The sequence below is a fragment of the Serratia sp. CoH_122_TC_1 genome, from assembly GCF_058191755.1.
In genome coordinates, this window is the sequence record NZ_JBXWLA010000004.1 from 169,911 (window position 1) to 181,866 (window position 11,956).

Consider the following 11,956-nt stretch of genomic DNA (forward strand, 5'->3'; position numbering starts at 1 on the left):
AGCCTGCTGCGCCCTACAGTTTTTCTACCTGCGCCACCACCCCCGCCGCCTCTTGCGCCAGGTGTTCATCGCTCATATCAAATACGCCCTGTACCAGATACGGCGGCAGATAATCCATACCGGTCAGGTTAGCCATCGCATGGAACGGACGCAGCAAATCCTCGACCGGATAGCGGTTATAGCCTTCTGCCGTATAGGCCTGCTGATTACCGCCGGTAGTCACCACCAGCTGCAAGGGTTTGCCCTGCAGTTTGGTGCCATCGGTGCCGTAAGCAAAACCGTGGGTTAATACCGCATCCTGCCACTCACTAAGAATGGCCGGTGAGCTGTACCAGTAGAAGGGGAACAGCATCACCACGGCATCATGGTTTTGCAGCAGCTCTTGCTCACGCGCCACATCGATTTGATAGTCCGGATAAGCACGCATCAGTTCGTGGACGGTGACGTTAGGCAAAGGGCGCAGTGCTTCGATCAACGCTTTGTTGATACGTGAATCATCCGGGAAACGGTGGGCGGTCAACACTAAAATACGCGACATAAGAGATCCTTGATTGATATTTGATAGCCTATTTTTCCATTTCCTTCGCCCAAGGTGTAGGCTGCTGATTGTCACTTCAATTTCAACCGAAAGTATCAACCACTATGTCGCTGCCCTTTGACGTGCATCGCCTGTTGCCGGCCTTTCTCGCCGCGGCTCAGGCACAGAACTTTTCCGCCGCCGCGCGCCAGTTGGGCGTTACCCCGGCGGCGATCAGCAAGAATATCCGCGTGTTGGAAGAGAAGCTGGCACTGCGGCTGTTTCAGCGCAACACTCACAACGTGGTGCTGACCGACGAGGGCAAGGTGCTGTTGCAACAGGTAGCGCCGCTGTGGCAAGCGCTGTCCGCCACGCTGGAAACGGCCGGTAGCGCGCAGCAGACGCCTTCCGGCACGGTGCGCGTCAGCATGATCCCCGGTTTCGGCCGCCAAATGCTGATGCCCTTAATCCCCCAGTTTCTCGATCGCTATCCGCAGATCGATCTCGATCTTTCACTGGATGCGCGAGTGGTCAATCTGGTGGGCGAAGGTTTTGACGTGGGTATCGGCAGCCGGGTCGATCCCGACAGCCGACTGGTAGCGCGCCCCCTGTACCCCATGCAGATGGTGCTGGCAGCCTCACCCGGTTATCTGGCGCAACATGGCATGCCGATGGATCCTGACGATCTGTTGCAACATAACTGCCTGCTGCACCGCAATCCAGCGACCGGACGCAGCGCAAAATGGCCGCTGCGCCAACACGGCGAAGCCAAAACGCTGGAGCTGCATGGTCGCCTGGTTGCCAGCCGACCCGAGATGCTGCTGGATGCAGCACTGGCCGGATTAGGTATCGCCTGTCTGGCTCGCTGGTACACGCAACAGCATTTTGCGCAAGGTACCCTGCTGCCGGTGCTGGCGGACTGCTGGCCACAGCCGACCCAACTGTGGCTGTATTACGCCTCTGCCGATCTACCGCCCCGGGTACGCGTCTGGGTTGAGTTCTTACTCGAACATTTCCGCCACCGCCCGGCCTGAATTTCAGGCCGTAAATTATCCTTTGTACAGCTAACGTCCGCTCTTTCCATTTCTTTGTCCCACGTCAAAAGAATCCCGCCAATATCTATATATAGTGCATTAAGAAATATCAGCATCTATATATAGTAGTTATCCACAAAACCATCCACACGTCGCCTCAGCCCTTGTGCGCTGCGGCATTGCCCTGTGGATAAGCCGAAATCATACCGATACCCAATAGCTTTCAGGCTCAAGGGCATCAGTGCTCCCTCGGGGAACAAGGAGTAACAACGTGAAACCAGTAGTGATTAAACGGGACGGTTGCCAGGTACCTTTTGACGAAGCACGCATTGGGCAAGCTGTCGAGCGGGCCGCGCTGGCCGCCGGAATTGTCGATGCCGACTACTGCGCTACTGTCGCCCGTGTGGTCGCTCAACGGATGTCACAGCAGCAGCGCGTTGATATCCATGAAATACAGCAGGCGGTTGAAAATCAGCTGATGGCCGGCGAATACAAACAGCTGGCACGCGCCTATATCGAGTATCGTCACGATCGTGACGTGGCGCGCGAGCTGCGCGGGCGACTCAACCAAGAGATCCGCGGCCTGGTGGAACAAAGCAACATGGCATTGCTGAACGAAAATGCCAATAAAGACAGCAAGGTGATCCCCACCCAGCGCGATCTCCTGGCCGGGATCGTTGCCAAGCACTATGCCAAGCAGCATATCCTGCCGCGTGACGTGGTGCTGGCCCACGAACGTGGTGAGATTCACTACCACGATCTCGATTACTCGCCCTTCTTCCCAATGTTCAACTGCATGTTGATAGATTTGAAAGGCATGCTGACCAACGGCTTCAAGATGGGTAACGCCGAGATCGAGCCGCCGAAGTCGATCTCCACCGCGACCGCCGTCACCGCGCAGATCATCGCACAGGTCGCCAGCCATATTTATGGTGGCACCACCATTAACCGCATCGACGAAATCCTGGCCCCCTTCGTCAGCGAAAGCTTCAACAAGCATCGGCAGGTCGCCGAAGAGTGGCAGATCCCGGACGCGCAAGGATACGCCATGGCACGCACCGAGAAAGAGTGTTACGACGCCTTCCAGTCACTGGAGTACGAGGTCAATACCTTGCACACCGCCAACGGGCAGACGCCGTTCGTCACCTTCGGATTCGGCCTGGGCACGTGCTGGGAATCGCGGTTGATCCAACAGTCGATCCTGAAAAACCGTATCGCCGGGCTGGGTAAGAACCGCAAGACGGCGGTATTCCCGAAACTGGTGTTCGCGATCCGCGACGGCCTGAACCACCAGTATGGCGATCCAAACTACGACATCAAACAGTTGGCGCTGGAGTGCGCCAGCAAGCGCATGTACCCAGACATCCTCAATTACGATCAGGTGGTGAAAGTCACAGGTTCGTTCAAAACGCCGATGGGTTGTCGTAGCTTCCTCGGCACCTATGAAGAGGAAGGCGAATTGGTCCACGACGGCCGCAACAATATCGGTGTCATTAGCCTAAACCTGCCGCGCATTGCGCTGGAAGCCATGGGGGATGAAAGCCGCTTCTGGCATTTGCTGGATCAACGTTTGCTGCTGGCGAAAAAGGCACTGATGACCCGCATAGCACGGCTCGAGGGTATCAAAGCCCGGGTGGCCCCCATTTTGTATATGGAAGGTGCCTGCGGTGTGCGGTTGAAAGCAGACGACAATATCGCCGACATTTTCAAAAATGGCCGCGCGTCGATCTCGCTGGGTTATATCGGCTTGCATGAAACGATCAATGCGCTATTCGGCAGTGAACAGCACGTTTACGACGATGAAGCCCTGCGCGCCAAAGCGGTCGCCATCGTTGCGCACCTGCGGGCCGCCACCGACAGCTGGAAAGAAGAGACCGGCTACGGTTTTAGCCTGTACAGCACACCAAGCGAAAACCTGTGCGATCGCTTCTGCCGACTCGACACCGCCGATTTTGGCGTGGTGCCAGGCGTAACCGACAAAGGCTATTACACCAACAGCTTCCACCTCGACGTGGAGAAAAAGGTCAATCCGTACGACAAACTGGATTTTGAAGCGCCTTACCCACCATTGGCCAATGGCGGGTTCATCTGTTACGGCGAATATCCGAACCTGCAACACAACCTGAAAGCGTTGGAAGACGTGTGGGATTACAGCTACAGCCGCGTACCTTATTACGGTACCAACACGCCGATCGATGAGTGCTACGAGTGCGGCTTTACCGGCGAATTTTCCTGTACCAGCAAGGGCTTCACCTGTCCAAAATGCGGTAATCACGAGCCGTCCAAAGTGTCCGTTACGCGCCGGGTGTGCGGCTACCTCGGCAGCCCGGACGCCAGGCCGTTCAACGCCGGCAAACAAGAAGAAGTGAAGCGCCGGGTGAAACACCTCGGCAATGGGCAGATCGGCTGAAAGCGCCGCGCAGCCTATGCAGAAGCCTGTTCATCAGGCGTGATTGTCGCAGCCAGTTTGCCTTCGGCCAGCGCGCACAAACCGCAGCGTACACGCAGTACGTGAGGATTTGGAGCACTGCCCGGAGGCAAAATGGCCAGTAAAATAGCCTGATGGGCAGGCCTCACATGAACTACCACCAGTACTACCCTATCGATGTGGTCAACGGCCCCGGCACCCGCTGCACGCTGTTTGTTGCCGGCTGCGTGCACCAGTGCCCCGGTTGCTATAACAAAAGCACCTGGCGGCTGAATTCCGGCCAGCCTTTTACTCAGGAAATGGAAGACCGGTTGATTGCCGATCTGAACGACGCGCGCATTCCGCGCCAGGGGCTGTCTCTGTCCGGCGGCGATCCGCTGCACCCGGCCAATGTAGCGGCGGTGCTACAACTGGTAAAACGGGTACGCGCCGAATGCCCCGGCAAAGATATTTGGCTGTGGACCGGTTATCGACTGGCGGAGCTGGACGCACAGCAAATGCAGATAGTAGACAGGATTAACGTATTGATTGACGGCAAGTTCGTGCAGGATTTGAAAGACCCGGCGCTGATCTGGCGCGGCAGCAGCAACCAGGTGGTGCATAGGTTGCGCTGAGCTAGCGGTACTTGCCTCAACGTGTGTTAGCCCCAGTTCAACCAGGTATGGCTACAGTATGGAGACAATTTGATGGGCGGGTTTGTGCCAGGAGCGGATATTGCCTATCAAACGCTCGATGGGTTAAAACCTATGGTAATTGATTATTATTTTTTACCACATCATAATGAGAATATATTAATTAAAATTTCAGATAGGTAAATATGACTGACGAAATGAATGGATACGTATATATATTGGAGGTTTCTGATATTGACTTACCTGTATGTAAAATCGGAATGACGACCAGAGATCCAACTTCCCGATGTGATGAGATAAATAAAAGCTCAACTGGTGATTTTATTTGGTCAGTTGCCCACTCTATTTTTGTTAGTGATTGTAAAAAACTAGAAAAAATAATTCACGATAAATTAAGCCCCTTGCGGCAAAAGAGAAGAGAGTTTTTTAATTTATGCGCTGATGATGCATACAAAGCAGCAATATCAATTTTTGAGTCTCAGGATGAGATAAAAATAATAAGTGAGTTAGAATCGAAATCCTCATCAATAATTAACCCGGACCATAAAGTTAAAAAGAATAGCAGTCATCTGTCCAGGCATGATTCTGCCGAATATGCAGAGATATTACAGTCTTTTTGCGAAATTCTGGACGTGAAAGGAAGGGCTTTTGGCCAGCTCAATAAGCCATTCTTTGGCATGAGCGATGGAAATGAAGGCGTCCAATGGAATATTTCTGTGTATACGCAAAATAATAATTTCCGTATAGGTGTTAATCTTGAAGGTAAAAAATACAAAGATTGGCCTATAGCTCAGCTTATTAAAACAGAGTTATCAGTCCCTAAATTTCTAAGTGTAATAAAAGAGTTAGATGCCGCAGACGAAGTTTTTATGACTTTTTATCGTGATGCCTGGCAGGCGGCTTCCAGGCCTGAAATTAGAGAGAAATACATAGGTGGCAGAGAATTCAGCCTCAATGAACTGACTCATGGGGAATGGAAACGTATTTTAAATGAGGCGTTAAATTGCCTGGATAAAGAGTGTAACTATCAACGGAGAAATACGCAGGATGTTACGATGGTAAAAAAAGATGGTAGTAATCTTGTTCGTAACATGCAAGTTTCCCCTCATTTAACAATATGGTCTCCATTAATAATTAACGATAATATTGAGGATTCAATCCGAAATAAGTTTAATCAATTAATTCATATTTATCGTTGGATGATGCAGTTGAGCTGAAAAAATTGAGTTTGTTATGTTCGCTCCTCGCTCAAAGCCGACAGCCAGATAAGATTGTGTTCTATCCGTGGAAACTGTCGGTTCAGCTCTGAGCCAGTACAGCTCGACATTATCGCCGATAACTCCCCCGGATTTTCGCTTTGAATATAGCCATTCGTTTTTCTACCTCCGAATGGCTTATATAAACCGCAGTGCCGTTTCTTAAGCGTTCAAAGGCGGCATCCACCCTCTCACGCAACCCTTCCTCTTGGGACATAAACTTCGCGTCCACTTCAGGTTTATTCCGCTGTTCCATTTCCATCTCCTCCCTTGAGACAGCATCAGGCCACGAATCAGTGGCTATAAGTTACACCAACCCCATCCCCACCACGCCCGTGATGATGCCGCACAACACCACCAGCAATGCAGTCAGACACAGCGCTTTGGCAGAGAAGGCTTTGTTCAGCATCAGCAGCGAAGGCAAGCTGACCGCGGGCAGGGTCATCAACAGCGCCAGCGCCGGGCCGGTGCCCATCCCCGCCAGCATCATGGCCTGCACAATCGGAATTTCCGCCGCCGTCGGGATCACGAACAGGCAACCGGCTATCGCCAACCCAATAATCCACAGCAGGCTGTTATCTATCGCGCCATCGGCATGCGGGAACAGCCAAACGCGCGCGGCCCCGAGCGCCAGCACGGCCAGAATGTAAATCGGAATGGTTGACCAAAACAGCGACCACAACGCCTTGAGCCAACGGCCGAGGAAGGGGTGATCCTCAGTTTTATCCAGCGGTATCAGAGGCTGTTGCAGCGCAGCGGGGTGTGGATCCTTAGCCGTAACACGCTGCACCAGCCAGGCAATGCCGAGCACCATAACGACGCCCGCCACCAGCCGGATCGCGGCAAACTGCCAGCCGAGCACAAACCCCATAAAAATCAGCGTCGCCGGATTTAACACCGGGTTACTGAGCCAGAATGCCATCGCCGCCCCGCTGGATACCGACTGGCGACGCAGCCCGGCGGCAACCGGTGCCGCACAACAGGTGCACATCATCCCCGGCAGAGCCATCGCCGCCCCCAGCAAGGTGCCGGAAAAACGCGGGTGTCCCAACGTGCGTATCAGCCAATCACGTGGGATCAGCACCTGTACCAGTGAGCCCAGCACCACGCCCAGTACCGCCGCCTTCCACACCGCGGTGAAGTAGACCAGCGCATAGTGCCATGCCGCCAGCCACGGGCTGCTCTCACCGTTAGCCAGTATCGATTTGCCGATCGAGTGAGTATCCGCCGCCAGGAAGGCCTTGCCGTAATAAGGCTGCCATTTGACGTAGTAGAGGCCCACGGCCATCACCAGCAGAAACAGGATCGGCTTCCACAATGGCCAAGGGCGGGGACGGTTTTCAGTTGCAGTCAGGGGATGCGGCATGGGGTTGGCTCGGTTCAATCATCAATAGCATCAGCTTAGCGCGACGCAGGCCCGTACGCATCATCGGCCTGTCCTAAATAGTTCATCTGTTCGCCACCGACGCGTAACGCGATTGTCATCTGGCCCCGGCAAGATTATGCCAACTTCACCACGGGGTACACATCATGCAACGCCAACCATCTGCATACAGCGAGTGGGTATCCGGCACGACGAGGTTTTTATTATGATGGACTTATCTAGACATCCGACCAGTTTCCCTACCCGTTACCAGCAAATCGCGGCACAGCTTGAGCAAGAGTTACGCACCCAATACCGCTGCGGCGACTATTTGCCTTCCGAGCAGCAGTTGGCAGAGCGCTATCAGGTGAACCGCCATACCTTGCGTCGCGCCGTCGACCAATTGGTGGACCGCGGCTGGCTACAGCGCCGACACGGCATTGGCATTCTGGTGCTAATGCGCCCGTATGATTACCCGCTGCATGCCAATACCCGCTTTAGCCAGAACCTTTTCGAACAGGGAAGTCACCCCACCAGTGAGCGCTTACTCGCAGTATTACGCCCGTGTAATGGGCATATCGCCAGTGCGCTGTCACGTGAAGAAGGCGAAATGGTGATCCATCTGCGTACCCTGCGTCGGGTCAACGGCGTGCCGATGAGCGTGATCGACCATTATCTGCCTGATTTGGACTGGTGGCCGGCACTACAGCAGTTCCACAGCGGTTCGCTGCACGAATTTATCGAATCAAACATCCACCAGTCGCTGACCCGCAGCCAGACGCGCATCAGCGCACGCCGCGCTCAGGCTAAAGAGAGCCGGTTACTTGAAATTGCCACCCACGCACCTCTGTTGTGCGTACGCACCCTGAACGTCTGCACCGGCAGTGACAGCGTGGCGGAATACTCCGTCAGCCTGGCGCGCGCCGACATGATTGAACTGACGATGGAGCACTGAATGCAAACCTTACAGCCTAGACAACGCTGGATGTCAGTATTGGCGCACAGCCAACCCGCCCAGTTGCGCAGCCACTGGCAGGCGCTGAACCTGAACCCGCGCTTCCAAACCCTTCGCGCACCGGAGATTGGCCTGGCGCAGTTGCAGGGGCGCATGGGCGCGACCGGCCGCCGCTTTGTATTGGGTGATATGACCGTCACCCGTGCGGTGGTCCAACTCGACAACGGCGGTTACGGTTATAGCTACATTGCCGGGCGTGACAAGGCTCACGCCGAACTTTGCGCACTGGCAGATGCCCTGCTGCAACAGCCGGATCAGGCCGAGTTACTGCAACAGCAGCTGATTGAGCCGCTGGCTGCCCTTCAGCATGAACAGCGCCAGCTGCGTGCGCGGGCAGTGGCGTCCAGCCGGGTGGATTTCTTTACGCTGGTGCGGGGGGATTAATCCATGAGCCTACTGACAGGTTTTGCACAACCGATCGAACAATCACAGCACGCTTTTCGCTTGATTCTTAAAGCGTTAAGCGAGCCTGGGCATGTCGTTACGCTTCCGGGTAGCCCCGCTTGGGGCACCCTGAACGCCGCCAGTACCGCCGCGCTACTGACACTGGCAGATCAAGAGACACCACTGCAACTCTGCCCAGCGCTAGAAAGTGAGCAAGTACTAACAAACATTCGCTTCCACAGCGGTGCGCCATTGGCAACACAGGCCGATAACGTGAGTTTTGCCCTGTTTGATATGCAACTGCAAGCCACTGATTTACAAGCATTACCACACGGCAGTGAGATTTCCCCTGAATTCAGTACCACCGTGGTGGTGCAGATCGCGAGTTTAGAACAAGGCACCGCATTACGGCTGACCGGCCCCGGCATTGAACATCAACGGGTTATCTCACCGTCGTTACCCCCGGCACTACTGGACTATCTCATCAACCGACCGCAACGCTTCCCGCTGGGGTTGGACTTTCTACTGACCTGCGGTGAACGTCTGCTGGCGTTACCGCGGACCACCCGCGTGGAGGTGTGCTGATGTACGTTGCCGTTAAAGGGGGCGAAAAAGCCATTGAGGCCGCCCATCAGTTACAAGAGCAATTGCGACGCGGTGACGACAGCGTGCCGGCGCTCGGCACTCAACAAATTGAACAACAGTTGGGATTGGCCGTGGATCGCGTGATGACCGAAGGCGGTATCTACGACCCGGAGCTGGCAGCGCTGGCGATCAAGCAGGCGAGCGGCGATCTGGTCGAGGCGATTTTCTTACTGCGCGCCTATCGCACCACCTTGCCACGGCTGGCGGTCAGCGAGCCTTTAGAGACCGTAAATATGCGGCTGGAACGCCGTATTTCTGCGGTTTACAAAGACTTGCCCGGTGGGCAGGTTCTCGGCCCCACCTACGACTACACGCACCGCCTGCTGGATTTTGCCCTGTTGGCGGAAGGCGAAACACCGCGTGCTCCCCATGCCGACGAACCCTTGCCAGAGAATTGCGCGCACGTGTTCAGTCTGCTCAGCCAGCAGCAATTAGCGCAGGCGGAACAGGACGACGGCAGCACGCCAGATGACATCACCCGCAATCCGCCGGTTTATCCTTGTTCACGCTCGGCACGCCTGCAACAACTGGTGCGCGGCGACGAAGGTTTCTTGCTGGCCCTGAGCTACTCCACCCAGCGTGGCTACGGTCGCACCCACCCGTTCGCCGGTGAGATCCGCACCGGCTATGTGTCGGCGGAGATCGTACCTGAAGAGCTGGGTTTCGCCGTAGATATTGGCGAGATCCTGTTAACCGAGTGCGAAATGGTCAACGGTTTCATTGACCCGGTCGATCAGCCACCGCATTTCACCCGCGGCTACGGCCTGGTGTTTGGCCGCGCTGAACGCAAAGCGATGGCGATGGCGCTGGTGGATCGTGCTCTGCAAAGCCCCGAATACGACGAAGGTATCGCCAGCCCGGCGCAGGACGAAGAGTTCGTACTGGCCCATGCCGATAACGTCGAAGCCGCCGGTTTTGTTTCCCATCTCAAATTGCCGCACTACGTCGACTTCCAGGCCGAGCTGGAATTGCTCAAGCGTCTGCGCCAGGAATTCAGCGAGCGTCAGGAGGCCCGCAATGAGTGAAATATTAACCGGTTATAACCTTGGCTATCTGGACGAGCAGACCAAACGCATGATCCGCCGCGCGATTTTGAAGGCGGTGGCGATCCCCGGTTATCAGGTCCCGTTCGGCGGCCGTGAAATGCCGATGCCCTACGGCTGGGGGACTGGCGGCATTCAGTTGACCGCCAGCGTGATTGGCCGTGCCGACGTACTGAAAGTGATTGACCAAGGGGCCGACGACACCACGAACGCGGTTTCCATCCGCCGCTTCTTCCAACGCGTTGCCGGGGTTGCCACCACCGAACGCACGCCGGAAGCCACGCTGATCCAGACCCGGCACCGTATCCCGGAAACCGCCTTGCGCGAGGACCAGATCCTGATTTATCAGGTTCCGATCCCGGAACCTCTGCGCTTTATCGAACCGCGTGAAACCGAAACCCGCAAGATGCACGCACTGGAAGAGTATGGCGTGATGCAGGTGAAGTTATATGAAGACATCGCGCGCTACGGCCATATTGCGACCACCTACGCCTACCCGGTGAAGGTCAATGACCGCTACGTGATGGACCCGTCGCCGATCCCGAAATTCGATAATCCGAAGATGCACATGATGCCTGCACTACAGCTGTTTGGCGCTGGGCGTGAGAAACGTATCTACGCCCTGCCACCGTTTACCAAGGTAGAAAGCCTGGACTTCGACGATCACCCCTTCAGCGTGCAGCAGTGGGACGAACCTTGCGCGCTGTGCGGCTCACGCCACAGCTATCTGGATGAAGTGGTTCTCGACGACCAGGGCAACCGCATGTTCGTCTGCTCCGACACCGATTACTGCCAGCAGCAACTGGCGCAACCTTCGCAAAAGGTGCAGCACTGATGACTTCTACCCCGTTGAGCACCACGCCGCTGCTGTCAGTGGCTAACCTGACCCACCTGTACGCACCCGGCAAAGGTTTTAGCGATGTGTCTTTCGATATTTATCCCGGTGAAGTGCTGGGTATTGTCGGCGAATCCGGTTCTGGCAAAACCACCCTATTGAAATCCATCTCTGCACGGTTGGCACCGCAGAATGGGCAGATCCTCTATCGTCCTCAAGCCGGGCAACAGCATGATCTGTATGCGATGGCGGAAAGCGATCGCCGCCGCCTGCTGCGCACCGACTGGGGCGTGGTGCATCAGCACCCGCTTGACGGGTTACGGCCCAAGGTGTCTGCCGGCGGCAACATCGGTGAACGTCTGATGGCTATCGGCCAGCGCCACTACGGCGATATCCGCCGCCAGGCCAGCCAGTGGCTGGAGGATGTTGAGATCCCTGTGTCGCGCCTTGACGATCTGCCGACCACCTTCTCCGGCGGTATGCAGCAGCGGTTGCAAATCGCCCGCAATCTGGTGACCCACCCGAAACTGGTATTCATGGACGAACCGACCGGCGGGTTGGACGTGTCGGTACAGGCGCGGCTGCTCGATCTGCTGCGCACCCTGGTGGTGGAGATGCAGTTGGCGGCGGTGATCGTGACTCACGATCTTGGCGTAGCGCGCCTGCTGGCACACCGATTGTTGGTGATGAAACAAGGCGAGGTGGTGGAAAGCGGGCTGACCGACCGGGTGCTGGACGACCCGCACCATCCCTATACCCAACTGCTGGTTTCTTCGGTGCTGTCGTAACGCAAGGTGATAACAG

At 55.7% G+C, this 11,956-nt stretch carries 13 protein-coding genes; 10 read left to right on the forward strand and 3 right to left on the reverse strand.

Annotation, left to right across the window (positions count from 1 at the left end; genetic code table 11):
- Nucleotides 1-13: 13 nt before the first annotated feature.
- Entirely contained in the window at nucleotides 14-538 is a 525-nt protein-coding gene (locus AC2FC2_RS06885; RefSeq protein WP_404760322.1) for an NAD(P)H-dependent oxidoreductase, read from the reverse strand.
- A gap of 104 nt (nucleotides 539-642) precedes the next feature.
- On the opposite strand from AC2FC2_RS06885, the gene AC2FC2_RS06890 reads away from it, so the two are divergent.
- The 4 genes from AC2FC2_RS06890 (at nucleotide 643) to AC2FC2_RS06905 (ending at nucleotide 5,828) form a co-directional block, all read left to right on the forward strand.
- Entirely contained in the window at nucleotides 643-1,551 is a 909-nt protein-coding gene (locus AC2FC2_RS06890) for a LysR family transcriptional regulator (RefSeq protein WP_490659006.1), read from the forward strand.
- A gap of 271 nt (nucleotides 1,552-1,822) precedes the next feature.
- Nucleotides 1,823-3,961 (forward strand): anaerobic ribonucleoside-triphosphate reductase, encoded by a 2,139-nt coding sequence (gene nrdD, locus AC2FC2_RS06895; RefSeq protein ID WP_490659007.1) that lies wholly within the window; start codon nucleotides 1,823-1,825, stop codon nucleotides 3,959-3,961.
- A gap of 167 nt (nucleotides 3,962-4,128) precedes the next feature.
- The gene (gene nrdG / locus AC2FC2_RS06900) at nucleotides 4,129-4,593 is read left to right on the forward strand and encodes an anaerobic ribonucleoside-triphosphate reductase-activating protein (RefSeq protein ID WP_490659008.1); all 465 of its coding nucleotides are present in this window, start codon (nucleotides 4,129-4,131) and stop codon (nucleotides 4,591-4,593) included.
- Between the two features lie 203 nt (nucleotides 4,594-4,796).
- Nucleotides 4,797-5,828: a GIY-YIG nuclease family protein gene (locus AC2FC2_RS06905; protein ID WP_490659009.1), complete on the forward strand. Its 1,032-nt coding sequence runs from the start codon at nucleotides 4,797-4,799 to the stop codon at nucleotides 5,826-5,828.
- Between the two features lie 109 nt (nucleotides 5,829-5,937).
- Here the strand turns inward: AC2FC2_RS06905 and AC2FC2_RS06910 are convergent, their stop codons facing one another.
- Both AC2FC2_RS06910 and AC2FC2_RS06915 read right to left on the reverse strand, forming a co-directional pair.
- On the reverse strand, nucleotides 5,938-6,123 hold the full coding sequence (locus AC2FC2_RS06910) for a hypothetical protein (RefSeq protein ID WP_490659010.1): 186 nt from the start codon (nucleotides 6,121-6,123) through the stop codon (nucleotides 5,938-5,940).
- Nucleotides 6,124-6,174: 51 nt separating this feature from the next.
- Entirely contained in the window at nucleotides 6,175-7,233 is a 1,059-nt protein-coding gene (locus AC2FC2_RS06915) for a permease (protein WP_209634412.1), read from the reverse strand.
- Nucleotides 7,234-7,459: 226 nt separating this feature from the next.
- Here AC2FC2_RS06915 and phnF point away from each other — a divergent pair, with 226 nt between their 5' ends.
- From phnF to phnK, 6 genes are read left to right on the forward strand one after another with little or no spacing between them, the layout of a single operon-like run.
- The gene (phnF, locus tag AC2FC2_RS06920; protein WP_265556262.1) at nucleotides 7,460-8,185 is read left to right on the forward strand and encodes a phosphonate metabolism transcriptional regulator PhnF; all 726 of its coding nucleotides are present in this window, start codon (nucleotides 7,460-7,462) and stop codon (nucleotides 8,183-8,185) included.
- Nucleotides 8,186-8,629, forward strand: coding sequence for a phosphonate C-P lyase system protein PhnG (gene phnG, locus AC2FC2_RS06925; RefSeq protein ID WP_265556227.1), 444 nt, complete (start codon nucleotides 8,186-8,188; stop codon nucleotides 8,627-8,629).
- 3 nt (nucleotides 8,630-8,632) lie between these two features.
- Entirely contained in the window at nucleotides 8,633-9,214 is a 582-nt protein-coding gene (phnH, locus tag AC2FC2_RS06930) for a phosphonate C-P lyase system protein PhnH (RefSeq protein WP_209634408.1), read from the forward strand.
- The gene (locus AC2FC2_RS06935; protein WP_209634406.1) at nucleotides 9,214-10,299 is read left to right on the forward strand and encodes a carbon-phosphorus lyase complex subunit; all 1,086 of its coding nucleotides are present in this window, start codon (nucleotides 9,214-9,216) and stop codon (nucleotides 10,297-10,299) included. Before phnH ends, AC2FC2_RS06935 begins: the two co-directional genes overlap by 1 nt.
- Nucleotides 10,292-11,152 (forward strand): alpha-D-ribose 1-methylphosphonate 5-phosphate C-P-lyase PhnJ, encoded by an 861-nt coding sequence (locus AC2FC2_RS06940; RefSeq protein ID WP_490659011.1) that lies wholly within the window; start codon nucleotides 10,292-10,294, stop codon nucleotides 11,150-11,152. The genes AC2FC2_RS06935 and AC2FC2_RS06940 overlap by 8 nt, the downstream gene beginning before the upstream one ends.
- Nucleotides 11,152-11,940 carry a phosphonate C-P lyase system protein PhnK gene (gene phnK / locus AC2FC2_RS06945; protein ID WP_209634404.1) on the forward strand — a complete coding sequence of 263 codons (789 nt, stop codon included), beginning with the start codon at nucleotides 11,152-11,154 and terminating at the stop codon, nucleotides 11,938-11,940. Before AC2FC2_RS06940 ends, phnK begins: the two co-directional genes overlap by 1 nt.
- Nucleotides 11,941-11,956 lie beyond the last annotated feature (16 nt).